This is a genomic window from Peptidiphaga gingivicola (assembly GCF_001652275.1).
Classification (GTDB): Bacteria; Actinomycetota; Actinomycetes; order Actinomycetales; family Actinomycetaceae; genus Peptidiphaga; species Peptidiphaga gingivicola.
Map to the genome: position 1 here is coordinate 309,922 of NZ_LVZK01000003.1, position 24,812 is coordinate 334,733.

Here is a 24,812-nt window from a genome sequence, read left to right on the forward strand (position 1 = left end):
AGGCCGACTCCCGCTATTCGGCATCGCCCGAAGGCTCCACAGGCGACGACGGCGCGCACCGCTCGCAACCGTGCGGGCGCGCCGACTTCCTCGTCGCCAACCGCCACCGCGAGTGTTGGTTGCGCGCCCGTGGCGTGGAAAGGGAGGCGTGAAATTCCAGCCACGGAGAGGATACCCAAGGGAGGCGTGAAATTCCGCTTGGGATGGTAAAGATGATAGCAGGGATCGGGCGGGATATCCAACCGAACCGAGCCCTCATCGAAGGCCGACCCGAGAATGCCATATTACTTTTCCGTAGCAGACAGTTCCGTTTTTGTAAATACTGGACGAAGACCACAGTTCGGGAAAACGGGGACATATCCCCGCTATTCCAACCTTATGCCGAGGGCATGGGTAGAAAGACACCGCCTCTTGGCCTTTGACTTAATCGAATGATGCTACACAATCGCAGTATGCAACACAAAAAAGCACGCTTACACGCCGCACTTGCAACCCTTGCACTGGCTATACCTCTTTGCACGGGTTTCTCTGTGGCACAAGATTCTGCTGGCAATCAAAACAAGACAAATGAAGCCTCTTTGCTTGCTGAAGCCTCTTCCACTTCGAATTCGCTTCAGAAGCTCGCTTCTGCGAACGTTCTTTCCAAGGGCGACGACGATTCCGACGATGAGGAATCTGACGACGACGGGAACGACTTCGACGAGAACGGAGACAATTCCGACGCCGACAATTCGGGCAACGAGCAGCATCAAGCCAGCGCCCCTCAGGCTCCGCTGCGCGGGATCACCATCACCTCGATCAAGGACATCGACCAGACCCTGTCCGTGATTCGCTCGAGCGAGAAGAAGCTGACCGTGCGCGTGGTGATCCGGCCCAACGTCAGCATGGACGAGTACAAGCAGGCCATCGAGACTCTCCGCCCGCACGCCTACATCATGGTTGAGATCCTCGACGCCAACAACTGGGCGCCCGCAAGCGCCGAGTCGCTCAGCAACCTCACCGAGGAAGCGATCGAAGCCTTTGGCGACAAGGTCGACATCTGGGAGGTCGGCAACGAGCTCAACGGTTCGTGGCTCGGCAACTCCCCGCAGGAAATCAACCAGAAGGTCGAGGCGACGTACGACGTGGTCAAGCGCCACGGAGGGCGGACGGCGATCACCCTCAACTACTGGTCTCACAGGGGATGCTACGAGAAGTCTTGGGAGGACCTCGACTCCTACGTCGGCACCATGCCGGAGAAGCTGCATCAGGTCGACTACATGTTCCTGTCCGTCTACGAGTTCTCCTGCACCCCCGCGCAACAGCCAAGCTCCAGCGACCTTGCTGAGGCGCTGAAGAGCCTGGGCAAGACCTTCCCGTCGGCGAAGCTTGGAATCGGCGAGATCGCCGCCAACGGCCCGGACGACGAGAAGGCCGAATCCGACCTCGCGACCAAGAAGCGCATCGCCAAGCGCTACTACGGCATGCACAACGAGCTGGCTGAGGCCGTGGGCAGCAGGTACGTCGGAGGCTACTTCTGGTGGTACTTCTACGAGGACGCCGTCACCCGCAACGCCCAGATGTGGCCGACGCTCAAGAATCTCCTGAACAAGATCTGACAGGCAAGTCAGCCACACAACAGCGGACGTCCGACATTCGAGCCGGCGTCTAACAATTCATCGCCTCGGGCCCGTCCATTTAGGACGGGCCCTTTGCCGCCCGTGCCCTTTTTCGAGGACAGGTCAGCCTTGGCCGAGGGGATGAGGCTTCCGCTGCCGAGGCCGCTAGGCTGCCGACGCCGCTAGATTGGGCGCGCCGCACCGCCCTGCCCCGAGGCGAGCGCCTTCAGTCGGCTCGGGAGGCTCCTCAGGCTCGCCACACCGCCCGCGCGGGGCGGCGCGCTCGGATCAGAGCGTTTCGCCGGGCGGCTCTTCGCCCGACGAATCGACTTGGAGCGACGAAACGGGCAACGCGCCGTCGGCGTCGGAATCGCGCACGAGCGTCCGCGCGTCTGACTGGTTGCGCGGCATCACCCGCACCAGGTCGATGTTGACGTGAGGCGGGCGGGTCAAGGCCCAGGCGATGACGTCGGCGACGTCGTCGGCCACGAGGGGCCCCTCGACGCCCGCGTAGACGGCTTGCGCCCGTTTCGCGTCGCCAAGGCGGTTGAGTGAGAACTCCTCCGTTTTCACGAGCCCGGGGGCCACCTCGACGACGCGGACCGGCTCGCCCAGAAGCTCGAGGCGAAGGGTTCTGGCCAGCACACGTTCGGCGTGCTTGGCGGCCACGTAGCCAGCCCCGCCGGGATAGATTTCGAAGGCCGCCATTGACGTCACGAAGACGACGTCGCCGCCCGCCTCGCGCAGGTGCGGCAAGAGCCCCTTTGTCAGCCTGAGGGTCGCCAGCACGTTCTTCTCATACATTCCGAGCCAGGCGGCGGGATCGCCGTCGGCGACCGAATCGACGCCGATCGCCCCGCCCGCGTTGTTGACGAGCCCGGTCACAGCTCCTTGCGAAGCCGCGTATTCGACGAGGCGTTCGACGTCGGCCTCGTCGGTCAGGTCGGCTGCGTGACAGTCGCATCCCGTTTGGCGCGAGAGCTCCCGAAGGCGTTCCTCGCGCCGCGCCGTGGCGAGGACGTCGAACCCCTCGGCGACGAGCCTGCGAACCGTCGCCTCGCCGATGCCGGTGGACGCTCCCGTCACGATTGTCCTTCCCCGTGCCGTTGTCATTCCGCGTGCCATGTCTCCCCTTTCTCTTCGAAGTTTCCGCCCGCTTTCCGGGCAAGTCCATTGTCTCGCACCCGGCAATCCCAGCGTCTCACATCGGGCTTCCCAGCTATGCGCGGCATTTCGCACCGGCCTTCGGGCCGACCTCCAGCGCGTCCTTCCTTTCCAGGCCTCCGTCGCGCCGGGCGGAATGGATGCGGATAACTGGGCCGGACGGCGCCGGGCCAAGCGGCGCAAATGCGGGGCCGGTCCGAACCGCACCAGGCCGTGCGGCACGAATACGGGCAACCGAGCCGGACGGCACGAATGCACCCGACCAGGCTAAGCGGCACGGAATAGCCGCATTGCAATAGGATTGACAGAAACAGGACAACCGGCGGAGGGACATTCATGATCGGCATCATCGGCATCGGCGCCATGGGTGGAGCGATCGCCCGCGGGCTCATCGCGGCGGGCGCCGCGCCGGGCGAGTTAGTCGTCTATTCTGCGAACGTCGAGGCCAACGCCCGATTCGTGCATGAAACCGGCGCGAAGCTGGCATATTCAAACGTCGATCTGGTTGAGCGGGCGGGCGACGGCGCGATCGTCGTTGTGGCCGTCAAGCCTTTTGCGGTCGGCGGCGTGCTCGACGAGATCCGAAAGGCCGCCGCGAAGCGCGGAAGCGTCATCGTCTCCGTGGCGGCAGGAACGCCAATCGAATTCCTCGAGTCCCGTCTGGAGCCGGGCCAGCCTGTCGTGCGGACGATGCCGAATATGGCCGCCGCCGTCGGCGCTTCCGTCACCGCCTACGCTTGCAATCCAGCCGCCGCGCCGCGCGCTGACGACGTCGCAGATGTCCTCGCCTCGATCGGCATCGCCGAACCGATGGCCGAGAATGACTTTTCGGCGTTCAGCGCCATCGCGGGATGCTCGCCGGCCTTCACCTTCGGTTACATCGACGCCATGGCGAGGGCTGCCGTGAAGAACGGGCTGCCCAAGGCGTCCGCTACCCGCATTGCAGCCCAGGCCGTGTACGGAGCCGCGAGGCTTTTGCTCGCGAAGCTCGACGACGGAGCGAGCGCCGCCTCTCTCGCCGACGCCGTGCAATCCCCCGGCGGAACCACCGTCGCGGGCGTGGTGGAGCTGGAGCAGGCCGGCTTCGGGGCCGCGGTGGTGCGGGGCGTCCAGGCGTCCATCGACCGCGACAAGGAACTGCTCGGCTAGGGCGCAGGCGGTCAAAAGACGCAGAACGCTGCAGCGGCCGTCCTTTTCTTGCATTTTTGCGGGCGCGTGTTCGCCGCCGAACCCCAATTCCATCGCTGAACCCAATCCGTCGCAAGGGCATGTTTGTTGCTGAGACCCGTTCGCCTTTGAGGCATGTTTGTCGCCAAGACCCGGGTCGATCCCGCAACTATGCGCATGAAATTCCTTCTGCAACCGCGCTTGCCGGCAACTAACTTAGGAGCCTAAGATGCTGATTATGGACCTCGCCTACGAACTTCACGACCTGGTGCGAACCCTTGATCGGCAGGCGGAGCGCATGCTCCGCCCACTGAACTTGACGTACAACAGATACCTGGCTTTGGAGATCGTCGGCGAGCACCCGCGGGTCTCCGGCGCCCAGCTGGCTCGGGCGCTTGGCATAACCGAGGCCTCCTGCTCAGCCCTCGTCCGCCGCCTTATCGCCGACGGCCTCGCGGCGGACCTGGCGGAAAAAGGCAGCGGAAACGTGCGCCGACTCCAACTCACGGAAAACGGGGAGCTGCTGCGGGGAAATGCGTCGCACGCACTGGGCGGGGCCTTCGACGACGTCGTGCGAAGGCTCGGCTTCGACCCGCTTCGCCTCGCGCAAACCATTCGATCAATACACAACGAACTCAAAAACGGATAACTCAGGAACGGACCATGACAACCGCATTGTCTTCCCTCGCACTCATTCTCACGATCATTCGATTCGCCCTCTTCATCCGCCTTCACACGGTCGAAAGCCCTTACAGCCCTGTTCGGCACGCGGTGAGCGACTACGCCGTCGGCCCCACACGCAGGCTCGCAACGGCCACGACGTGGCTGACGTCCGCAACTTGGCTCGCCTTGGCCGGCGCCGCGCACGGCCTTCGCGGCTGGGACTACAGCGGCACCGCGACCGTCCTTTTGCTGATTCTCGCCGCAATCTTCGCGATTCTCCCGGCGTTCCCCACGACGTTGGAGGGGCAGCGGCTCACGCCAATAGGCGCGGCGCACTACGCCCTTGCGATCGGATGGTTCGCGATCGCCTTCAGCCTGGCGGGAAACATTCGGCGGCTCATCGCGCCCGAAGGCGGCATTGTGGCCGCGGCGGCCAACGGGCTCTATTACGCGGCGCTCGTTTCCCTCGTTGCGCTGATGTGCGCGATTCTGCCGCGCTTTCGCAACAGGTGCTTCGGGCTGCCCGAGCGTGCCTACCTCGTCTCGATCGTCCTGTTCTACGCGGTCTTCGCGGCGGCGATTCTGGCGACCGGCGGGAAGTTTTGACTAGACGCTGCCGGCCTCTCGACCCTGTCGATTCCTTCGAGCTTGGCAACTAAATCTGACGCTAGGCCTTGACGGCTCCTTCGGCCAGCCCATCAAGCCACGCAATGAGTTCGGGCATCCGAGATCCCGGACCGTCGGGCCAGACACTCGGCTTTCGCTCCATCGATTTTTGCCTTGCTGTTTCATACCTCACGGCACCCTCGGTCTTCCCGACAATCTCTTCGAATCTCTTGAATGGTTGCAGTCCCTTCTTGTACTCAGGCCAATGTTGCCGGAGTTTATCTAGAGCCGCCTTCGCATTTGAGCACTTCGGCGAAGAGGTGAAGTGGAGAAGGAGCCAATACTCCAGACAAGGGTTGGACAGTGCGATTCTGTTCCTTGCCTCTTGCAGCCACCCGTCGAGATCATCGGCATGGTCCCTATTGCGATCGACGTCGCAGACGATCCAGTACGCGGCGCAGTCGCGCAAATCTGGTTTATTCACTGCCTGACGGCAGGCCTCCATGAGGTTCTTCAGAGAAGTTCCTCGCTCGTTAAGGAACTGGAATGCGATCTCGTTGTTGTAGCGAAACTCCCTCAACGCTTTGATGTACGATTCCTCCGACTGCCCCTCGACGCAAAAAACGACGAGGGGCTTGGGCCTCTTTGTCCCCGTTCGCTGACGACGCTCACGACGGGGGCGGACCTTAGACTTCTTCGGCATGTTTGCCTCCTATAAAATTGTCACACCTTGGGAACGCCGCCGAGCCTGCCAGACATGTAGAGGCCCAGCCAATCCACGTCCTTGTGCACACTCTCTTCCGAAAACTCAGATAACCGCGTCAAACGTGTTTGCGCATCGACTTTGTCCGCCAACCATATTTCATCGCGACGCAGAAGGTCTGACCTCAACAGCTGCAGTTCGTGCGTCGAGAAAGCAAGCTGTCGACGGCTGTCTCCCTCCGTCGACAAACTGCTGAGAAACAAGCGAATGAGAGCTTCCGTCAGCTTTGGATGCATGGAATTCTCAAGTTCGTCTACAACGAAAACGACATCGCTTTTAGGATCCTGGAGCTGAATCAACATGGGCAAAAGATTGAGAAAGCGAACTGTTCCATCGGATTCGTCAGCAAAACTGAGAGGGAACTCCTTTCCATCAGAATCACGATGAATCGCAACGAACCTTCGAGCCTCCACCTGGCCCGAATGGTCCGATTCAAAAACAACATCTCCACGACCGGATATAGCTGCAACCCTTCTCCCATCTTCAGAAGCAGGTGCTTCCATTAAAAGCCCGTACCCTAACGGATGGAAAGGAATACTTTTAAAGCCGATGTTCGCGATTCCAATGTCCGCCCATGAGAGCAATTCGCCGACAGCCTCCGCAAAACCATCGTCGGTCAGGGCACGGACCGGCAATCCTTGTGCACCGGATTCAGGTCCCATGACATGCAGTTTCTCACTGAACCAACTGCGCGCAACAGCAACGATATTCTCCCGAGACCTTTCTGTATCTTGGTCTCCCATAACACCAAGGAACGTCGCATTTGACTTGATGCCCACGGTCTTTGCATACGCTTCGGCAACATCGTTTCCCACTAACTCTTCGTAGAGTTCGATCCGGTTGCCTTCTCGTTCGAATATAACAATCTCGTCTTCAGCGCGCGTGCGAAGAAGCGATTCTTCGAGCACTTCCCCCTCATCCACGCGGAGTTCATAGATTAGCGTCTCTTCCCGCTTCTCTCCGTTCAGAGCACCCACCTCGACGGAGAACTCAATCTCGAACTTCGTCGGCTCGTCAGCGCCGCGCAGCAAATGCGGAACAATAGGATCCCATTCTATCCCCTTGAGAACAATTTCCTGAAGCTTGGCAAGGGCTTTGATGAACACTGATTTGCCCGACGCGTTGGTGCCGTAAATTGCGGCAACGGGTAAAATTTGCGAGTGTTCCACGCAAGAAAGACGTTCGCTGTGCTGCCTCTCTTCTTTCGTCGCCACCATGGAAAACTCCACAGGCTCGTAGATCGACTTCCAGTTGGACACTGTAAAATAATGGAGCATCGGACACGACTCCGGTTCTTCAGTTCTACATGCGCAGAAGTGTTTCCGTGAACGGAATCATCATCTCAGTCTCCGCAAAGATAATCAACTATCTTAATACTTGCTCATATGACGAGAGGCTTTCAGAAATTTCTAGAGCATCGGCAACGTCCGTTAAAGCAGAGTTCATGAGAGAGTCGATGTGCGCACCATGCTCCGGACAAATCAAGGAGGTTAGATAGATAGCAAGCCACAGAAGCTGTTTGGGCAGCGAATCGGGTGCTTCTTGAGGAGCGGATCTGGCGTTGCGTGTGGTAGACCGGTTATCGCGACGAGCGGACGCAAAGGCCTTATACCCAAGAGAAAGTGGGTGATTGGCGGGCCGCACCTGGGCCTACGCATGCGTCGTCGAAATTAGACGTTATCCGCGCACCCCAGCGGGCCCCCGCCCAAGCAAGCCGACATAGCTCTCGCACGCGCCCCCGAGACTCTCACAACTGGCGAACAAACGGAGCTCCCGAATCTTTTGGGGCTGTCGGCAAAGTTGTCGGAGCCGCCGATCCCTCCGAGAACGTCCAAGACGATGCGCGACGTGGCGAACAACGCGCGCCCGCAGGAGCCCTCACATGCGCCAAGTTCAACCGTTCATGGAAGAATAGAGCCTATGACGAAATCGACAGACGAATTCAAGGCGGCCAATTTCGGGGGCGAGCTTCGCGAGCGCGTGGAGGTTCCCGGCAAGGCAAGCCTCGAGGGCCTCGAAAACCGCTGGGGAAGGCACTGGCAAGAGGACGGCACGTACGTCTTCGACCGCACCGCGACCCGCGAGAACGTCTATTCGATCGACACTCCCCCGCCCACCGTGTCCGGCTCCCTGCACGTGGGCCACGTCTTCTCCTACACTCACACCGACACGATGGCGCGCTACCAGCGCATGCGCGGCAAGTCGGTCTTCTACCCTATGGGCTGGGACGACAACGGCCTGCCCACCGAGCGGCGCGTGCAGAACTACTACGGCGTGCGCTGCGACCCGTCGCTGCCCTACGACCCCGATTTCGTCCCTCCCCACGACGGCGGCGACGGCAAGTCGATCAAATACGCCGACCAGATGCCGATCTCGCGGCGCAATTTCATCGAGCTGTGCTGGAAGCTGACCGAGGAGGACGAGGCGCAGTTCGAGGCGCTCTGGCGCTACCTGGGACTCTCGGTCGATTGGAGCCAGCACTATCAGACGATCGGGCCGAAGGCTCAGAAGATCGCCCAGGCTGGGTTCCTGCGGAACCTCGAACGCGGCGAGGCATACCAGGCTCAGGCTCCCGGGCTGTGGGACGTGACTTTCCAAACGGCCGTCGCCCAGGCGGAGTTGGAGGCCCGCGAATACCCCGGGGCCTATCACTCGCTCGCGTTCCACGGCGAGGGCGGCGACGTCGTCATCGAAACTACGCGCCCGGAGCTGCTTCCCGCCTGCGTCGCGCTCATTGCGCACCCCGACGACGAACGCTACAGCCACCTCTTCGGCACAACCGTGACGTCCCCGATCTTCGACGTCGAGCTTCCCGTCCTCGCCCACCCCGCGGCGGAGGTCGAGAAGGGCGCGGGAATCGCCATGTGCTGCACCTTCGGCGACCTGACCGACGTCGTGTGGTGGCGCGAACTGGACCTGCCCATGCGCTCGGTGCTCGGCAAAGACGGCCGCATCCTCGCGCAGACGCCGGAGTGGATTGCGTCCGAACGCGGCGTCGCCGCCTACGAGGCCATGGCCGGGAAAACGGCTTTCTCCGCCCGAAAGGCGCTCGTCGAGGCGCTGACCGACAGCGGCGAGATGCTCGGCGAGCCCAAGCCCACGTCCCGCATGACGAACTTCTTCGAGAAGGGCGACAAACCGCTGGAGATCGTCACGTCGCGCCAGTGGTACATCCGCAACGGCGGGCGCGACCACATCGAGGCCAACGGCAAGCAGCTGCGCGAGAACCTGATCGCTGCCGGAAACGAGCTCGCCTTCCACCCTGATTTCATGCACGTGCGCTACGACAACTGGGTCGGAGGCCTCAACACCGATTGGCTCATCTCCCGCCAGCGCTTCTTCGGCGTGCCGATCCCGCTGTGGTATCGGGTGCGCGAGTCCGGCGAGGTCGATTACGACGACGTCATCGTGCCCGGCGTCGAGCGCCTTCCCGTCGACCCCTCGTCGGACGCCCCCGAAGGCTTCAGCGAGGCCCAGCGCGGCGAGCCGGGCGGCTTCGTCGGCGAGATCGACATCATGGACACGTGGGCCACGTCCTCTCTCAGCCCCCAGATCGCGGGCGGATGGCTGACGGACGAGGACCTGTTCTCGCGCGTCTACCCGATGGACGTGCGCCCGCAAGGCCAGGACATCATCCGCACGTGGCTTTTCTCCTCGATGGTGCGCGCCCACCTGGAATTCGGGGAGAACCCGTGGAGGCACGCCGCAATCTCCGGGTGGATCCTGGATCCGGACCGGAAGAAGATGTCCAAATCCAAGGGCAACGTGGTCACCCCGATGGCCCTGCTCGAAAAGCACGGGTCGGACGCGGTGCGCTACTGGGCCGCGAGCGCCAGGCTCGGCGTGGACGCGACCTTCGACGAACAGCAGATGAAGATCGGGCGCCGTCTGGCGATGAAGGTGCTCAATGCCTCGAAATTCGCCCTGTCGATGGGCGGCGAGGGGGGGCCTGCGGACGTCGACGTCGCCGCCGTGACCGAGCCGGCGGACCGCGCGGTCCTCGCGGGCCTCGCCGACGTCGTCGATGAGGCGACCGCCTCCTTCGACGCCTACGACCACACCCGTGCGCTCGAACTTGCCGAGTCTTGCTTCTGGTCCTTCTGCGACGATTATCTGGAGCTCGTCAAGGACCGCGCCTACTCGGACGAGCCTTCCTCGCGGTCCGCCCGAGTGGCCCTCAACGTCGCTGTGGACGTTTTCCTGCGGCTCCTTGCACCGTTCATCCCATACGCAACGGAAGAAGTGTGGAGCTGGTTCCGCACGGGTTCGGTCCATCGCGCCGCCTGGCCGAGCTCGGAGCCCTTGCGCGCCGCGGCCGCGGGCGCGGACGCCGAGATCCTGCGGGTGGCGGGCGAGGCTTTGACCGCGCTGCGGAAGGTGAAGTCGGAGAACAAGGTCTCCCAGCGCACGACGTACGCTGCGGTCTCCATCGAGGTGGCCGAAGCCGACCGCGCACGGCTCGACGCGGTGCACGCCGATCTCGTGCGGGCCGCGCACGTCCGCGGCGATCTCAACGCCAGTTCGGTGGCGGGCGAGGCGCCGGTGGCGGTCGCCTCCTACGAGCTGGACCCGCCCGAGCCTAAAAAGCCCGCCTCGGCACATTAAGAAGCAGGGGCGTCGCAAACGGGCGTCGGAGCCGCGAATCGTCGCTTTGCGGCTCCGACGCCCATTTTGAGAAACTGCGCCTTGTTAACCGCCTTACACCTCGCCAAGCCGCCCCCTTAAAGGCGTCGCCTTTGCATACACGGACAAATCGGCAGCGTGAACCGCGCGGCGGCGTCGCCTCCCACTGATCCGCTTGCAGTTGCAGTGCCCGAAAAAGCCTCATCTTCGTTAGGCTGGAAGCAAACTTCCCGACAGTCCGCTATCCTACTGAGGGGTAGAAAGGATGCTATGAGCAACGTTGTCGAAATCGACGGCCGGCGGGCCGCCTATCGCGCCGGAAAGATCACGATCACCGAATCGATGTCCATTCCGTGGGTCATGCGCAATCACGCACACGATCGCGCCGAACAGATCGTATTTGAGCGCAAATCTTCCATCAACACCTGGGTTCCCGTGACGTGGCGCCAGTTTTACGCCGAAGTTCGCGCGCTGGCGCGAGGCCTCCTCGCCCTCGGCGTCGAACCCAACGACCATATCGCGATCATGAGCCATTCACGCTACGAGTTTGCGCTTTTCGATCAGGCGACGTGGGCCGTGGGCGCGCAGCTCATTCCCATATACGAAACCGATTCGACCGATCAGGCCAGATGGATCGTCAAAGACTCCCAGTGCCGAATGGCGATTGCGGAGACTCCCCAGATCCGCGACGTCCTCGCACCCCTGCTCCCGGAGCTGGACCATTTCGAGGCGATCCACGTCGTCGAGGAAAACGCCGTCGAGAAAATCTCGGCAAAGGGTTCCCTCGCGCTCGACCCCGAGATCGACCGGAGGATCGATGCGACGACAGCCGACGACCTCGCCACAATCATCTACACATCCGGCACCACCGGCCTTCCCAAAGGCGCACGTCTGACCCATCGCAACCTCCTTCACGTGGCCATCAACGGCCCCCTGGACGACGGCCTTTCGCGGATCATCGGCGGAATGCAGCGCAGCCTCCTGGCCCTTCCCATGGCCCACGTCTTCGCGCGCTTCATTTGCCTCATGTCGATGTACTCGGGCAACGTCACGGGGTTCGCACCTGACGCCAAGAACCTTGTCTCCGACGTTCAGAGCTTCCGTCCGACCTATATCCTGGCCGTTCCGCGGATTTTTGAGAAAATCTACAACGCGGCGGACGCCAAAGCCGGCAAGGGCCTCAAACTCAAACTCTTCAGGCACTTCGCCAAGGTCGCGATCGAATACTCGCGCGCGCTCGACAAACCCGGCGGGCCTTCGCTTGCCCTCAAGGCCGAGCACCGCCTGGGCGAACGCCTAGTCTATTCCTCGATCCGCTCGATCCTCGGGGGGAATCTGCGCAACAGCATTTCGGGAGGCGCGCCGCTGGGAGCGCGCCTCGGCCACTTCTTCCGCGGCGTCGGCATCAATGTGTACGAAGGCTACGGATTGACCGAGACGTCCGCACCGACCTCCGTCAACACTCCGCATTTCATGCGCATCGGCTCGGTGGGCCCCGCATACCCCGGCTGCTATGTGTCCGTGGACGACGACGGCGAGATCCTCGGCAAAGGCGACCACATCTTCGTCGGATACAACAACAACTCTGAGGCGACGGCCGCCGCTTTCACGGAAGACGGGTGGTTCCGCACCGGCGATTTGGGTGAGATCGACGACGACGGATTCATCTTCATCACCGGCCGCAAGAAGGAGCTGATCGTCACAGCCGGCGGCAAGAACGTCGCCCCCGCCGTCCTCGAGGACAGGCTGCGGGGCCATCCGCTCATTTCCCAAGTGGTCGTCGTCGGCGACCAGAAACCCTTCATCGGAGCCCTCGTCACGTTGGACTCCGAAATGCTGCCCGGTTGGCTGAGAAATCACGGGCTTCCAGAGATGAGCGCGAGCGAGGCATCCGAGGATCCTCAGGTTCTCGCCGCTATCGACAGGGCGATCAAACGCGCGAACGATTCGGTCTCCCGGGCCGAGTCGATCCGCAAGTTCAGGATCCTTCCCATCGACTTCACGGTCGCCAACGGGTATATGACGCCCTCAATGAAGGTCAAGCGCGCGTCGGTGATTCGAGACTTCAACGAGGAGATCGAGAGGATCTACGCGGCGGGCTAGTGGGAGAATTCGTCGGCTATCCGCTCGTGGTGGCGGATCACCTCGGAGACGATGAAGCGGAGAAACTTCTCGGCGAAAACCGGGTCGAGCCCGGCATCCGCAGCCAGCTTTCGCAGGCGGCGGATCTGCCGCTCCTCACGCTCGGGATCCGAGGGCGGCATCGAGTTCGTGGCCTTGAGCCTGCCGACTTGTTGCGTGCAGCGGAAGCGCTCGGCGAGAATGTGGATCAGGGCGGCGTCGAGGTTGTCAATCGTTCGGCGATGTTCCTCCAGGAGTTTACGCGCCTCGTCGCCTGAGATCTCCATCAGGCGCTCTTCGCTTTCTTGAGCACAAGCGTGGGTTCTCCGCCGTCCTTGACTGCGGCCGCGTCGAAAACGATCTTCTCGACGTCGCTGCGCGAGGGGACTTCGAACATCGCTTCTTTGAGCAGGCTTTCCATAATAGAGCGAAGGCCGCGCGCGCCCGTCCCCCGCGCGATGGCTTCACGTGCGATCTCGTGCAGAGCTTCGCCGTCGATCTGAAGCCGGACCCCGTCGAGCTCGAACATGCGCTCATACTGGCGTACGAGGGCGTTCTTCGGCTCGGTGAGAATGCGGATGAGATCGCCTTCCGTCAGCTCCTCTGTGGCCGCGACGACCGGAAGGCGCCCCACAAGCTCGGGAATCAGCCCGAACTTGTGGAGGTCCTCCGGCGTGGCCTCGCTCAACACCTCGGCCCCGTTGTCGGCGACGTGCAGCTCCGAACCGAAGCCGATCCCGCGCCTGCCGGTGCGAGAGGAGATGATCTCTTCCATCCCCGCAAAGGCACCCGCGCAGATAAAGAGGATATTCGACGTGTCGAGTTGCAGGTACTCCTGCTGCGGGTGCTTCCGCCCTCCCTGCGGGGGCACCGAGGCGACGGTTCCCTCAATGATTTTGAGAAGGGCCTGCTGCACGCCCTCGCCCGAAACGTCCCGGGTGATCGAGGGATTCTCGGATTTGCGCGAAATTTTGTCGATCTCGTCGATGTAGATGATGCCGACCTCGGCCCGCTTGACGTCGTCGTCGGCGGCCTGAATGAGTTTGAGGAGTATATTCTCGACGTCCTCGCCCACATACCCGGCCTCGGTCAGCGCCGTGGCGTCGGCTATGGCGAACGGAACGTCGAGCATTCGGGCGAGGGACTGAGCCAGATACGTTTTTCCGGTGCCTGTCGGGCCGAGAAGCAGAATATTGGATTTCCCGATCTGTACCTCTTCGTCTTGAGAGCGCTTCGGCCCGCCCTGGGCGCGGATACGCTTGTAGTGGTTGTACACCGCGACGGCGAGCGTTCGCTTCGCCGTATCCTGCCCGATGACGTACTCGTTGAGAAACTCGTAAATCTCCCTGGGCTTTGGCAGCGCGTCAAGCGAAAAATCCGAGCTTTCGTCCTGTGCGAGTTCCTCGGCGATGATGTCGTTGCACAGATCGACGCATTCATTGCATATATAGACGCCGGATCCCGTGATGAGCTTCCTCACCTGCCGCTGACTTTTCTGACAGAACGAGCACTTGAGAGTGTCCGCCGCGTCTACGGTGCGTGCCATCCAAACTCCTCTATATGTGTCGAGGCTATCGTGATACCTCGCTAGGTGAGGCTATCACGGGATCGCGGACGTGTGGAAAGGATACGCCGAGAAGCGAAGGGCGGAAGTTCGAGCCCTCTCGCTTCTCGGCGAGGATTTGGAGACAGTCAGCTTCCCGACGGCGCCTTGCGAGAGGTCAGGACCTGATCGACCAGTCCGTACTCTTTGGCGTCGTTGGCGGTAAGAATCTTGTCTCGCTTGATGTCGTTTTTGATCTCGTCGGCGGGCTTGCCCGAATGATGCGACAGCGTGTCGCACAGCCAATCGTTCATCCGCTCGAGCTCGTCGGCGACGATCGCGATGTCCGATGCCTGCCCCTGCATTCCCTCCATGGCTGGCTCGTGAATGAGGACGCGCGCATTCGGCAGGGCGAGACGCCGCCCGGGCGAGCCCGCTGCGAGCAGAACGGCCGCGGCCGACGCCGCCTGGCCCAGGCACACCGTCTGTATCTGCGGCTTGATGTACTGCATCGTGTCGTAGATCGCGGTCAGCGCCGTGAAAGATCCGCCGGGCGAATTGATGTACATCGTGATGGGCGAATCCGGGTCTTGGGACTCAAGGACGAGAAGCTGAGCCATGATGTCGTCGGCGGACGCGTCATCGACTTGGACGCCGAGAAAGATGATTCGGTCCTCGAAAAGCTTGGCGTACGGATCCTGCCTCTTATACCCGTAGGGCGTGCGCTCCTCGAAGTTGGGCAGGACGTAACGGGCGGACGGCATGGCCGGCGCCAAGCCCGAAAAGTGTGGAGAGTTCATATTGCTCATTCCTCCGTCGATCCTCATTCCTCGCTGGACTCTCATTCCTCGTTCGATCCGCCGATGGCGTTGGCGCTGGAAACTATGCGGTCGACGAAACCGTATTCGAGCGCCTCTTGCGCGTTGAACCAATGGTCGCGATCGCCGTCTTCGATGACCTGCTCGGGCGTCTTTCCCGTGGCCTCGGCGGTGATCTCGGCGAGCTCCCTCTTCATCTGCAAGATGAGATCGGCGTTGATGCGAATGTCCGTGGCCGTTCCGCCGGCGCCTCCGAGCGGCTGGTGCAGGAGCACGCGGGCGTGGGGGGTGATGTACCGCTTCCCCTTCGCCCCCGCCGACAGCAGGAACTGCCCCATCGACGCCGCCATGCCCATGCCCACCGTCACCACGTCCGGCTGGATGAACTGCATCGTGTCGTAGATCGCCATGCCTGCGGTCACCGAGCCGCCGGGCGAATTGATGTAAAGGTAAATGTCCCTCTCCGGGTCCTCGGCGGCCAAAAGCAGCATCTGGGCGCAGATGATGTTCGCGTTGTCCTCGCGGACTTCCTCGCCAAGCCAGATGATTCGCTCCTTGAGGAGCCGGGTGTAGACCGACTCCTCCAGCATGCCGTGCTGCGGCGTCTGTCCCTTCATAGCGGGCGTAGTGCTCACGCGTCGTCCTTCCTCATCCGGGTGGTTCCCGGCCGTTGTTACCCCTCGACGATAGCCGGTCGCGGCCCTCGATTCACCGCCGGATGGGGACTTTTCGCTGTAGGCGCATGGTCTTGAGGGACGGAGCCTGAGCCCCGTCCCCGGAGAGTCAGCCTTCGAGCTTTTCGAGCAGCGTCTTGCGCGCCTTGCCCGCCTTCTCGGCCTCGATGATGCGCGCCTTCTCCGCATCGTCGGCCGTTGCTACGTAGGCGAGCACGTCATCGATTTTCGCCGATGCCGGGTCGAAAGGCTCCGGGGCCTTGGAGGCTTTCTCGCCGAACGCGGGGGTCGGCTGGTCCTCGGGGGCTTCGCCGACGACGGCGGCGACGTCGACCGCCTCGCCGTTGGAATCGACGACGTTGACGAGGCGGAGATAGGCGATCAGCGCCTTGCCGCGCGCGAGCTCGGCCGCGAACGAGCTGACCTGGTTCGCCTGAGCGGCGGCCTGGATGAACTCATTGGGATCCATGCCGTAAGCCTGCGCTTGCTGAACCATGAAGTTGAAGAGCTCGTTTTGCTCGATGTCGACGGCGAAGGCCTCGGCGAGGACGTCGAGAAGCAATTGGTCGCGCATGAGACGCTCGGACTCGGCGCGCGCCTCGGGTTCGTGCTCGTCGCCGAGCTCCTTGCCTTCCATCTCGAGGTGGCGGACGACCTCTTCCTCGAGCGCCTCCTTGGGCAGCGGGAAGTCGACCGCGTCGCGCAGTTTCTCGCTCAAAAGGTCGCGCGCCGCGTAAACCTGGGCGGAGGCTTTGGCCTTCTCAGCTTCGCCGCGCAAATCCTCGCGCAGCTCCTCGATCGTGTCGAACTCGGAAGCGAGCTGGGCGAAATCGTCGTCGGCCTCCGGAAGCTCGGATTCCTTGACGTCGTTGGCGACAACGGTCACTTCGGCTTCCTCGCCCTCGTGCTCGCCGCCGGCCAGCTCGGTCGTAAACGTCGCCGATTCCCCTGCCTTCAAGCCGGTGAGGGCGCCGTCGATGCCATCGACCATCGTTCCCGAGCCGATCTTGTAGGAGACTCCGGAGACCGAGTCGACCTCCTCGTCGTCGATCTTCGCGACCATGTCGACCGTGACGTAATCGCCGTCCTTCGCTGCGCGCTCAACCGCCTTGAGAGTGCCAAAACGCTCGCGCAAGGCCGTGAGGCGCTCCTCGACGTCGTCCTCGGTGACCTCCGCGGGATCGACGACGATCGTGAACGAAGACGGCTCCGGAATGGCGATCTCGGGACGCACCTCGACGGTCACCGTGAAGACGAGATCCTCAGTGGAGCCTTTCTCCGCGGGAACGGCGGTGACATCGACCTCCGGACGGGACATGGGGTGAAGCGAATTCTCTTCGACCGCGGCGCCGTAATAGCGGTCGAGCGAGCTGTTGACCGCCTCCTCGACGATGACGCCGCGTCCGAACTGGGCTTCAATGACGCGGGCGGGAATGTGGCCGCGCCGGAAGCCGGGGATGTTGACCTGCTTGCCGATCTCCTTGGCTGCCGCATCGATGGCGGGTTTGAACTCCTCGAACGGCACCTCAACGGTCAGCTTGACCTTGGTGGGATCGAGATTCTCGACGGAGCTCTTCACTAATTCTCCAAGCGTAAGGGGCGGCCGCGGCCGCCCGGGCGATTCTTGGAATCGGCGCGGAACGCCGATTCCACATGGCTGTGGACTGCACGTCGGCGGGGGCGCGGCGCCGACGTCGTCCGTCCCGTCCGCAACCCGCTACGCCGCGTGCACGCATACCCGCTAATACTACGCCATTGCCGCTGCGATTGCTGCCCCGAAGGCGACTCCATCGTCGCCCCGAGAGCAACGTCTAGCTCCCGTGAAGGCGGCGAGTCCCTTTCGACCGAAACGGCGGACCCGCGCCCTTCCAGCGCGGGTCCGCCGCATGCTTTTCCATTCCCGACGTTTTCCGTTCGCGACGTCGTCGCGAAGCTACTTAGCAGGCGTGTACTTGTAGTCGCTGACCTTGACGGAGAAGTTCTTAGACTTTTCGTTCTCAGCCTTGAGCCCGTGGCACCAGGCGTTCATGTGCATGCGCGTGGTCTTTGTGGGCACGGGCACGCCCTCGGTGAGGCTGCCGCTGTGGAGGAGCCTGCTGCGGTTGCCGTCCCACAGCTTCCAGGTGATCTTTCCCTTTTCCCACTTGACGTCCACCTGGAACTTGTAGATTCCCTCTTGAGCGACAACGTAATCGCCAATGTTGTGCTTGCGGCCGCCGTTGTCCTGATAATAGGTGAACTTGTTGTGGATCTTGGCGCCCTTTTCGCTCCACCTCGACGCTTCAATCAGGTCGATTTCGGTGAATCCCTCCTTTGCCTGCTCACCCCAGTCATAGGTGAATGCGCCGAAAATGGCGTGCTCGTCGAAGCCGGTGGTCCCCGTCTCGAAGGCGAAGTGGTAATCGCCGTAGCCCACCGTCTGCGAACTGACGGCTTCGGAGCCCGCCATCTTCTTACTTTTGTTGTTGTACCTCGCGGACAGGTAGAGGCTGCCGCCTTCGACGTGGGCCTGGTCTTTATTCCACTCGCCGCTCTTGATCGGACCGCCGGGCTTCCAACTGGTGTCGCGTGCATACCATTTCTGGCCTGCCCACTCGAAGGTGCGCGCGCCGTCGAAGTTTTCCCTTGTGGGAAGGGTCTCCAGCAGGCTCCCCCACGTGCCAGACCCGTCGGAATGGCCGTCGCCTGCGGGCGAGCTCGCGTTCGCGGGCCCACCTGGGAACACCATGGACGCAGCGCACAGCGCCGCGGCCAGTGTCAGGTGCCTTTTCTTCATCGATGTTTCTCCTTCGTCGTATGGACATATACGGCGTTGGGAAAAGGGTCGAGATGCGTGCTTCGACTCCCTCACCACCACCTTGGTTTAATGATCTCTCTTCATGAGTCCATTGTGAAGGGATGTCCCTCCCCTTTGCGAGGGGAGGGATGCTCGATTAGAATATCCCCTCACTTGGAGACGATGACTACGCGGCGATTCGCCGCTTTGCCGGCCTCGTTCGGAGATCCGTCCTCGTTGGTTTCGGAGGCGGCGGGCTCCTTCTCCCCCTTTCCTTCAACCTCGATGGAGACGCCGGAGACTTTCGGCGCAACGTAGCTGCGCACCGCCTTGGCGCGATCCTCGGACAACTTCTGGTTGTGGTCGTCGTCGGCGACGGAATCGGTGTGGCCGGTGATCGAGATCTCCTTCGGCTTCTTCTTCCGCCACTTGGACACGAGGCCGTCAAGCACCTCGCGCGCCCGCGGGGTCAGGTTCGCGGAATCGACCTCGAAGTTCACGTCGGAGGAGAGCGTGGTGGTCGTCTTCCCCTCGCCTTCGACCGTCGTCTCCGCGCCATCGGCCGATCCGATCGGTGCGTAATAATCGAGAACCGGCGCATTCAGCTCATCCGCGCCAAGGACCGGCGCCGCCATGTTCTTGAAACTCTTTCCTCCGAGGGGAACGATCATCTGTTTAGGACCGCTCGCGGACGGGCTCGCAGAGGATTCCGAGCTCGGGTCTGCCGCGGCGCGGGCCCCGAATGAGCCCGCCGCGGCAAGCCCGATCGCGAGGAGGGCGCTGCACGCTGCCGACCGTCGGGCGCTCATCGCGACACCTTGACCTTCTTGAACACTCCCGCCTCGGGGATCGTCACGTCGACGGTCGTCACATCCTTCGGAAGCCCCGCGAAGATCGTCTGGAGAACGACGGACTCACCGCCCTTGATCGACAGTGCGCCAAGGTCCGTGGAACACAGGCACTCCCCCGAGGTGTCATAAGCGGCGCGGTAGACCTTCGCGTGTTTTCCTTCGATGAGTTTCACGCCGTCGGTCGTGTACCACAGGTGATACCCTCCGTCCTTGGTACGCCCCTTGTCGTTCACCGGCACCTGGTGCGTGCCGTCGTCGAAACGCCCCCCGACGGATAGCTCCTCGCCGGACTTATTCGTGTTGACCGCCGTGAAAACGACTGTCGTCGCCGCGCTGGAGGTCGTCACCTCGTTGAGATCGATTCGCAAGCCGTCTCCGGCGTTGCGCGAGGCGATGACGGGGAGTTTCGCGTTCGAGGAGACGGGCTGTTCCCCCGCATTGTCGACCGCTTCGGATTTGGCCTTCTCGACCTGTGAATTGGTTTTCGCGGCCTTTTCGTTGGACGCGTCGCTCTCGTTGGACGCGTCGCTGCTGCATGACACGAGCGTGAAGCTCGCACACACCGCCATAATTGCCGCAATATAGCGTGATTTACGCATGACTGTATCTCCTTTTAGGATCCTAGCCGTCTCGGTCCAAGCCCTCATCGACGGCAAGCGCGGGGAATTGTGCGTGACATCCTCGCGGCAACTACTGAGATGACAACGGCTTGGCCTTCTTGCAGAACGGCTCTTTATGCCCTCCACGCTAACACAACTCAGTGTTCATAATAGGAAAATGGGAACTGCTCCCCAGCGATGGATTTTCGCGGGTTGCCTGCGCTCCAAGAGCGAGCCGTGCGCAGCCGCGAGAGAGGGCACCCGAAGCCGTGAAAGCGAACACCCGGAGCCGCGAGAGCGAGACGGCACTCGCCTCGGGGCGGCCCCCGGACGTACGATGTCGAGTAGAACTCAGCATCGTCTTAAAGGAGACAGCATCATGGCCTTCGTCGACAACGACGGCGCGGCGACGCTCGCGCCCCTTTCCCAGGAACGCATCGTTGCCGCGCTGGAACGCGACAAGATCATCTACGCCTACGATTCGGACAACGACCTGGCCGCGGGCTGGGAGCATGGCGGGTTCTTCTTCCTCATCGGAGGCGAGTCGGACGAGTACCTGCGCGTCCAGGGCCGCTGGTACGCCTCGTTGTCGACGGACCGCCTGGGAGAAGCCATTCAGGCCTGCAACGAGTGGAACATCCACACGATTTGGCCCAAGACTTACGCGGTGGCCAACGACGTCAACGAAGTGGTCATCATGACCGAGCATTCCGTGGATTACGAACACGGGGTCACCGACGCCCAGATCAGCCAGCACATTGCCTGCGCGATCTCCACCGGCACACAGTTCTTCGAGTATCTGAACGAAACCTTCCCCCAGGAGTGGGAGGCATACCAAGTGCAGGCCGAGGCCCAGGCGATCGCCGTGGCGGAAGCCCAGGCGGTTGCGGAAGCCGAGGCGGATGCCCGCTACAACTTCAAGGGCGATTCGGATCGGCCCGAGGAAGACCTGACGAGGCCCGATTCCCTGGCCCTGCCCGAGCCGCCCTTCCACGATTCCTCCTATCAGCCGCAGGCAGAGGAAGACGACTCTCGCAAATCGGAGGACTGAAGAGGACTGAAATTTCTCTGAAAGCCTCTCGGGATGCCGGTTCTCACATTCCGTGCCTCCGCACCCCTATTACCGTGCCGTCGGGCGAGGTGAAGACGAAGCCTCCGTCGTGGTGGGAGATTGCGATCGCCTCCCGGTGGACCATGGCGTGATGGTGCCAGCACAGCAGGACGGCGTTTGCGAGGGTTGTGCGCCCGCCAGCTTGCCAAGGCAGGGCGTGGTGGATCTGTCCGTGGGCTATCGTGTCGTTGCACCCTGGATATCGGCACGTCCGGTCTCTGGCGATCACGGCCCGCCGTTGACCGGGGTGAAAAGGCGTTTATTTCTTCCGACGTCGAGGACTTCCCCGCTTGCCGAGAGGACGACGCGGGAAAGCGTCGAGTCGCATAAGAGCCTGGCCAACTGGCTGGCCGACAGTGGCGATCCGTCGTCCAGGGTCGCCGGTTCGAGCCCAGAAAAAGCATCGACGTTCGAAAGCGCGGGAATCCATCCCAGGACTTTGCCGATGTCTCTTTTCTGCCCCGCGACGACGTCTAGACACCGGCCGAGACGGCCCTGGCCTCCTCCTCTTTCTGGGCATGGGCAACGAGTTGGATTTTCGACGCGACCACATCCTGACCCGATGTCGTCGCGTTCACCGCCCAACCCGGCTTCACTGTGCTCACGCATCCGCCTGACGCCGCCGCTCGGCTCGCCGACCCTCCCGGCTCCGGTCAGAGATCCGCTTCGCGACTCCCGACCGACCGCTTTTTCGGCGTCGTCGGCGACAACGGGGCAGCCAAGTGACTCTTCGACGCCGACGAGGGTCGCCAACGGGACATGCACAGACAGGTGCGTTCGCACTCTCGTCCCGATCGCAGAGCTTTCCCCCTCGGGCTTTGCGCCGATCAGTTCGACGAGCGCTTCTGCTCGACGCTCCGGCAAAGTTCTGGAATCGTCGGCGCTTTTGCGCCCCATGGCCGCCGAAAAGGCGGCATCGACCAGCGTCGAAGACTCGTCCGACAGCCAACCGGTGACTCGCACGCCGGACCCGGCTTTGGCGAAAGCCACGTTCTCCTTTCTCGCCTCCGCCTTCTCATTCTCGACTCCGAAAGCGGGATCCTCTTGAAAGGCCCGAGCCTTGACGCGCCGTTCGAACTGACGCGGCGCGCACTCACGCGCCCAAGCGACAAATTCACCCTCGGGGACCGCGCTCAGCTTGCCTTTCAACATCGGAGTCGAAAATATGCGACGAACGATATCGACATGCTCGGCGAACAGCTCGCCGTCCTTCAACGCAGCGGACATGTGCTGCAGGTCCGCCCCGAGAGCCTGCGCCCGTTTGATCTCTTTCATCGCGGCAGAAGGGGATTGCCCCGAAGCTTTCTCATTCCACTGCGCGAACGTGCGCACGCCCGAAACGCGCCAACTTTCCTGTTCCCCAATGGCGACGAGCATGTTCCCACGGACCGCTCCCAACCGCGAGATGGCTTTGGCCAAGACCGCGGCCCCATCGACAAGGACCCGCCCCGCGCATCAGAGCCTGCGCAGACCTCTCGTTCCTACGGCCTTCCCACCCCTGGAAACCTGCGGGCCCGACGCGTCAAAAATGTCCCGCCGCCGACAGGGCGTGCAAATCCAGAGGCCCGCGGGAGCTGCGCGTCAAAGCTCGTCCCACACGAGCGGCGTCGTCTGACCGGTTTCGAAATCCGAACGAAGCAAACCATAGGCGACGGCGTCGCGCAGCGGCCCTTCCGCCGTCGGCCATGCCTTTCGATAGTGCGCCTCCTTGACGAAGCCGCTGCGGAGGAACGCCTTGCGCATGGCCACGTTGTCCTCGCGCGTCTGCCCTTCGATCCGCACGATGTTCGGATGCTCGCGGAACAAATAGCGCACGAGCTCCCGGACAGTCTCCGTTCCCAACCCCTTTCCGCGCGCTTCGTTCGCGAGGCGAATATCGAATAGCGGCACGATGCTTTCAAGGTCTTCGACGACGACGAAGCCGATGAGCTCGCCTTGAACTCGGGCGGCGAGAACCTCGTTGTCAGGGCCGTCGAAATCGCCTTCCTCCCTGCGTGACTCAAGGTCCTCGCGAGTGGGCGACGGGTTCATGTGGAAGGGAAATGCGTTCGCCGTCATGAAGCGAACAAACTCCTCCCATCCGCTCGGATCGACAAGCGAGAAAGGTTCGACGTCTACGGCCATGCGTGCATGCTATCAGCCGCCGTCGAACATGCCCCGGCGGATCTTGGGGAGAAAGGTGAGCAAAAAGAACGAGGACGAGTGGCGACCGCCGTCGCCCAACCGCCTGTCGGGGTAGCGGGACTTGAACCCACGGCCTCCCGCTCCCAAAGCGGGCGCGCTACCAACTGCGCCATACCCCGATGCCCTGCCGGACTCGCCCCATCTTAATGCAACGGAAGCCGCCGCGCATGCGCGCGAAGCCGAAGGCGCGCCGACGCGGCAAAACCCGCACCAAACCCCGGCGCATGCGCGAAAAGGTCACTGCAGTTTTCGATCGACGAGGCGGACGCGAACAACGCCCCGCGCATGCGCGAAAAGACCGCCCCGGCGGCACGGCGCACTTCGATGCGTGGCACTGCCCCGCGCAACCTGCTATCCTCATTGAGCACGCGAGTGTAGCTCAATGGTAGAGCCCCTGCCTTCCAAGCAGGCTACGCGGGTTCGATTCCCGTCACTCGCTCCATTTCCTCGCCGCATTCGATTTGGATCCCGCTGGCGTGCCCGCCCTGTCCCTAACAATCCAGTTTGTCACTCTGCTTGACGGCCAAGACGCAGAACGGGCCTCTTCGGCGGGAACTGGCTCGGGCCTATCTTGGCGAGCTCCACGAGCGGCTCAGCTCTGGCGGTGTGTTCATCAGTTGAGCTTCTGGCATAAGAGACGGACCTGTACGGCCCGTTCGTGCATGAATCGGTAAGGCCACTCGCCGGGCACGAGATCGCCCCCGCGAGCGACGTGCTCGCGAAAACCAGTTACATCGGATTGACTCATCGCCCCCGTCGTATTCACTCCTTCGAAATTGGTTCGGCAGACCCGTCGATCGGCCTGCTCATGCCGTACAGGATCGCCTCGATGAGGGAGTGCAGAACCGTCGAATCCTCAGATTCCGTGCAGCGCATGAAGTCGTACGAGACGCCGTCGAGGAACGCCGAGACGAGCGCATTCGACACCCTGTCGATGTCCGTTGTCGGTTCGCGGCCGATCTTGGCCAAGACGCTCTCGACCAACTTGTACACTTCCCGATTCAGTCCGACGTGATAGTCATCGAACTTGCTGTACGTCTCAGGGTGGCGCATCGCGTAGAGATTGAGCTCCGAGGTGAGGATGTACATCGTCCGTCCGTCGGCGCGCATGGCTTCCAGGACCTCCATGAGCCCGTCGACGGAAGGGTCCCAAGACGAATCGATGGTCTCGCGAAAACGGGCCAGTATGCGGCGTCCGTAGGCGATCACCGCCTCCCCCAGCAGATCTTCCATCGAGGAGTAATTTGAATAGAAGGCCCCTCGAGTGAAGCCGGCGGCGCGGACGACGTCGTCAATTTTCGCGCCCGCAAATCCTTTCTCGACGAAAACGGAGGTCGCTGCCTCAATGAGGCGCGCACGCGTATTCTCGCGTTTGCGAAGCGGCCTTTCAGCGCACAAGAGCATCCCCTTCCGAGCATTTCCCTCTAAGCTCAACTTTCCAAGCCCTGCCTCTGTCCAGCTTATCGCCTCGCGCCGTTTCGGGACAGACTCGCGAGCCCAAAGCCGCCGCGCGCGAAGTGTCCACGTTCACACAGCGACGGCGGTTCCTCG

General features: G+C 62.3%; 22 protein-coding genes and 2 tRNA genes. 8 read left to right on the forward strand and 16 right to left on the reverse strand.

Annotated features, from left to right (window positions below; genetic code table 11):
• Positions 1-578: 578 nt before the first annotated feature.
• Complete coding sequence (locus tag A4H34_RS09910) at positions 579-1,598, forward strand: hypothetical protein (protein ID WP_064231985.1); 1,020 nt, start codon at positions 579-581, stop codon at positions 1,596-1,598.
• A 288-nt stretch (positions 1,599-1,886) separates the two neighbouring features.
• Here the strand turns inward: A4H34_RS09910 and A4H34_RS09915 are convergent, their stop codons facing one another.
• Positions 1,887-2,711: an SDR family oxidoreductase gene (locus A4H34_RS09915; RefSeq protein WP_009199928.1), complete on the reverse strand. Its 825-nt coding sequence runs from the start codon at positions 2,709-2,711 to the stop codon at positions 1,887-1,889.
• Positions 2,712-3,098: 387 nt separating this feature from the next.
• Here A4H34_RS09915 and proC point away from each other — a divergent pair, with 387 nt between their 5' ends.
• The 3 genes from proC to A4H34_RS09930 all read left to right on the forward strand — a co-directional run bounded on the left by proC (position 3,099) and on the right by A4H34_RS09930 (position 5,198).
• Entirely contained in the window at positions 3,099-3,911 is an 813-nt protein-coding gene (gene proC, locus A4H34_RS09920; RefSeq protein WP_009199930.1) for a pyrroline-5-carboxylate reductase, read from the forward strand.
• Between the two features lie 247 nt (positions 3,912-4,158).
• Positions 4,159-4,578 carry a MarR family winged helix-turn-helix transcriptional regulator gene (locus A4H34_RS09925; RefSeq protein ID WP_082903199.1) on the forward strand — a complete coding sequence of 140 codons (420 nt, stop codon included), beginning with the start codon at positions 4,159-4,161 and terminating at the stop codon, positions 4,576-4,578.
• 14 nt (positions 4,579-4,592) lie between these two features.
• Positions 4,593-5,198: a DUF998 domain-containing protein gene (locus A4H34_RS09930; protein ID WP_064231986.1), complete on the forward strand. Its 606-nt coding sequence runs from the start codon at positions 4,593-4,595 to the stop codon at positions 5,196-5,198.
• A 61-nt stretch (positions 5,199-5,259) separates the two neighbouring features.
• Here A4H34_RS09930 and A4H34_RS09935 read toward each other — a convergent pair whose 3' ends face one another.
• On the reverse strand, positions 5,260-5,901 hold the full coding sequence (locus A4H34_RS09935; protein WP_064231987.1) for an RloB family protein: 642 nt from the start codon (positions 5,899-5,901) through the stop codon (positions 5,260-5,262).
• A 20-nt stretch (positions 5,902-5,921) separates the two neighbouring features.
• Positions 5,922-7,220 (reverse strand): AAA family ATPase, encoded by a 1,299-nt coding sequence (locus A4H34_RS09940; protein ID WP_197480474.1) that lies wholly within the window; start codon positions 7,218-7,220, stop codon positions 5,922-5,924.
• A gap of 661 nt (positions 7,221-7,881) precedes the next feature.
• Between A4H34_RS09940 and valS the strand changes: the two genes are divergently transcribed.
• Together valS and A4H34_RS09950 are read left to right on the forward strand one after the other, a co-directional pair.
• The gene (gene valS, locus A4H34_RS09945) at positions 7,882-10,566 is read left to right on the forward strand and encodes a valine--tRNA ligase (protein ID WP_064231989.1); all 2,685 of its coding nucleotides are present in this window, start codon (positions 7,882-7,884) and stop codon (positions 10,564-10,566) included.
• 288 nt (positions 10,567-10,854) lie between these two features.
• The gene (locus tag A4H34_RS09950; protein ID WP_064231990.1) at positions 10,855-12,687 is read left to right on the forward strand and encodes an AMP-dependent synthetase/ligase; all 1,833 of its coding nucleotides are present in this window, start codon (positions 10,855-10,857) and stop codon (positions 12,685-12,687) included.
• On the opposite strand, the gene A4H34_RS09955 is transcribed toward A4H34_RS09950, so the two are convergent.
• The 8 genes from A4H34_RS09955 to A4H34_RS09990 all read right to left on the reverse strand — a co-directional run bounded on the left by A4H34_RS09955 (position 12,684) and on the right by A4H34_RS09990 (position 19,966).
• Entirely contained in the window at positions 12,684-12,992 is a 309-nt protein-coding gene (locus A4H34_RS09955) for a chorismate mutase (protein WP_064231991.1), read from the reverse strand. The two genes, A4H34_RS09950 and A4H34_RS09955, sit on opposite strands and share 4 nt — an antisense overlap.
• On the reverse strand, positions 12,992-14,251 hold the full coding sequence (gene clpX, locus A4H34_RS09960; protein ID WP_064231992.1) for an ATP-dependent Clp protease ATP-binding subunit ClpX: 1,260 nt from the start codon (positions 14,249-14,251) through the stop codon (positions 12,992-12,994). The genes A4H34_RS09955 and clpX overlap by 1 nt, the downstream gene beginning before the upstream one ends.
• Before the next feature lie 146 nt (positions 14,252-14,397).
• Positions 14,398-15,075, reverse strand: a complete 678-nt coding sequence (locus A4H34_RS09965) for an ATP-dependent Clp protease proteolytic subunit (RefSeq protein WP_009199937.1) — start codon at positions 15,073-15,075, stop codon at positions 14,398-14,400.
• Between the two features lie 14 nt (positions 15,076-15,089).
• On the reverse strand, positions 15,090-15,683 hold the full coding sequence (locus tag A4H34_RS09970) for an ATP-dependent Clp protease proteolytic subunit (protein ID WP_009199938.1): 594 nt from the start codon (positions 15,681-15,683) through the stop codon (positions 15,090-15,092).
• A 166-nt stretch (positions 15,684-15,849) separates the two neighbouring features.
• Complete coding sequence (tig, locus tag A4H34_RS09975) at positions 15,850-17,319, reverse strand: trigger factor (protein ID WP_064231993.1); 1,470 nt, start codon at positions 17,317-17,319, stop codon at positions 15,850-15,852.
• Positions 17,320-17,673: 354 nt separating this feature from the next.
• On the reverse strand, positions 17,674-18,516 hold the full coding sequence (locus A4H34_RS09980; RefSeq protein ID WP_009199941.1) for a LamG domain-containing protein: 843 nt from the start codon (positions 18,514-18,516) through the stop codon (positions 17,674-17,676).
• 170 nt (positions 18,517-18,686) lie between these two features.
• A complete protein-coding gene (locus A4H34_RS09985) occupies positions 18,687-19,325 on the reverse strand; it encodes an OmpA family protein (protein ID WP_064231994.1) in 639 nt (212 codons plus the stop codon).
• Positions 19,322-19,966, reverse strand: coding sequence for a hypothetical protein (locus A4H34_RS09990; protein WP_156510324.1), 645 nt, complete (start codon positions 19,964-19,966; stop codon positions 19,322-19,324). Before A4H34_RS09990 ends, A4H34_RS09985 begins: the two co-directional genes overlap by 4 nt.
• A 379-nt stretch (positions 19,967-20,345) precedes the next feature.
• Between A4H34_RS09990 and A4H34_RS09995 the strand changes: the two genes are divergently transcribed.
• Positions 20,346-21,017 carry a type III secretion system chaperone family protein gene (locus tag A4H34_RS09995; protein ID WP_009199945.1) on the forward strand — a complete coding sequence of 224 codons (672 nt, stop codon included), beginning with the start codon at positions 20,346-20,348 and terminating at the stop codon, positions 21,015-21,017.
• A gap of 43 nt (positions 21,018-21,060) precedes the next feature.
• Here the strand turns inward: A4H34_RS09995 and A4H34_RS10000 are convergent, their stop codons facing one another.
• The 4 genes from A4H34_RS10000 to A4H34_RS10015 form a co-directional block, all read right to left on the reverse strand.
• Positions 21,061-21,306, reverse strand: coding sequence for an HNH endonuclease signature motif containing protein (locus tag A4H34_RS10000; protein WP_064231996.1), 246 nt, complete (start codon positions 21,304-21,306; stop codon positions 21,061-21,063).
• Positions 21,303-22,454: a DUF222 domain-containing protein gene (locus A4H34_RS10005; RefSeq protein ID WP_064231997.1), complete on the reverse strand. Its 1,152-nt coding sequence runs from the start codon at positions 22,452-22,454 to the stop codon at positions 21,303-21,305. Before A4H34_RS10005 ends, A4H34_RS10000 begins: the two co-directional genes overlap by 4 nt.
• Positions 22,455-22,658: 204 nt before the next feature.
• A complete protein-coding gene (locus tag A4H34_RS10010) occupies positions 22,659-23,201 on the reverse strand; it encodes a GNAT family N-acetyltransferase (RefSeq protein WP_064231998.1) in 543 nt (180 codons plus the stop codon).
• Positions 23,202-23,307: 106 nt separating this feature from the next.
• Positions 23,308-23,380: transfer RNA gene (locus A4H34_RS10015), tRNA-Pro, on the reverse strand.
• A 249-nt stretch (positions 23,381-23,629) separates the two neighbouring features.
• On the opposite strand from A4H34_RS10015, the gene A4H34_RS10020 reads away from it, so the two are divergent.
• A tRNA-Gly gene (locus A4H34_RS10020) sits at positions 23,630-23,703 on the forward strand.
• A gap of 320 nt (positions 23,704-24,023) precedes the next feature.
• Here the strand turns inward: A4H34_RS10020 and A4H34_RS10025 are convergent.
• On the reverse strand, positions 24,024-24,659 hold the full coding sequence (locus A4H34_RS10025) for a TetR/AcrR family transcriptional regulator (RefSeq protein ID WP_175407083.1): 636 nt from the start codon (positions 24,657-24,659) through the stop codon (positions 24,024-24,026).
• Positions 24,660-24,812 lie beyond the last annotated feature (153 nt).

Excerpts from the sequence above, each read along its gene's own strand:
- A4H34_RS09915 (WP_009199928.1), bottom strand. The coding sequence starts at position 2,711 with ATGACAACGGCACGGGGAAGGACAATCGTGACGGGAGCGTCCACCGGC.
- proC (WP_009199930.1), top strand. The coding sequence starts at position 3,099 with ATGATCGGCATCATCGGCATCGGCGCCATGGGTGGAGCGATCGCCCGC.
- A4H34_RS09925 (WP_082903199.1), top strand. The coding sequence starts at position 4,159 with ATGCTGATTATGGACCTCGCCTACGAACTTCACGACCTGGTGCGAACC.
- A4H34_RS09930 (WP_064231986.1), top strand. The coding sequence starts at position 4,593 with ATGACAACCGCATTGTCTTCCCTCGCACTCATTCTCACGATCATTCGA.
- A4H34_RS09935 (WP_064231987.1), bottom strand. The coding sequence starts at position 5,901 with ATGCCGAAGAAGTCTAAGGTCCGCCCCCGTCGTGAGCGTCGTCAGCGA.
- valS (WP_064231989.1), top strand. The coding sequence starts at position 7,882 with ATGACGAAATCGACAGACGAATTCAAGGCGGCCAATTTCGGGGGCGAG.
- A4H34_RS09950 (WP_064231990.1), top strand. The coding sequence starts at position 10,855 with ATGAGCAACGTTGTCGAAATCGACGGCCGGCGGGCCGCCTATCGCGCC.
- A4H34_RS09955 (WP_064231991.1), bottom strand. The coding sequence starts at position 12,992 with ATGGAGATCTCAGGCGACGAGGCGCGTAAACTCCTGGAGGAACATCGC.
- clpX (WP_064231992.1), bottom strand. The coding sequence starts at position 14,251 with ATGGCACGCACCGTAGACGCGGCGGACACTCTCAAGTGCTCGTTCTGT.
- A4H34_RS09965 (WP_009199937.1), bottom strand. The coding sequence starts at position 15,075 with ATGAGGATCGACGGAGGAATGAGCAATATGAACTCTCCACACTTTTCG.
- A4H34_RS09970 (WP_009199938.1), bottom strand. The coding sequence starts at position 15,683 with ATGAAGGGACAGACGCCGCAGCACGGCATGCTGGAGGAGTCGGTCTAC.
- A4H34_RS09980 (WP_009199941.1), bottom strand. The coding sequence starts at position 18,516 with ATGAAGAAAAGGCACCTGACACTGGCCGCGGCGCTGTGCGCTGCGTCC.
- A4H34_RS09985 (WP_064231994.1), bottom strand. The coding sequence starts at position 19,325 with ATGAGCGCCCGACGGTCGGCAGCGTGCAGCGCCCTCCTCGCGATCGGG.
- A4H34_RS09990 (WP_156510324.1), bottom strand. The coding sequence starts at position 19,966 with ATGCGTAAATCACGCTATATTGCGGCAATTATGGCGGTGTGTGCGAGC.
- A4H34_RS09995 (WP_009199945.1), top strand. The coding sequence starts at position 20,346 with ATGGCCTTCGTCGACAACGACGGCGCGGCGACGCTCGCGCCCCTTTCC.
- A4H34_RS10005 (WP_064231997.1), bottom strand. The coding sequence starts at position 22,454 with ATGCTCGTCGCCATTGGGGAACAGGAAAGTTGGCGCGTTTCGGGCGTG.
- A4H34_RS10010 (WP_064231998.1), bottom strand. The coding sequence starts at position 23,201 with ATGGCCGTAGACGTCGAACCTTTCTCGCTTGTCGATCCGAGCGGATGG.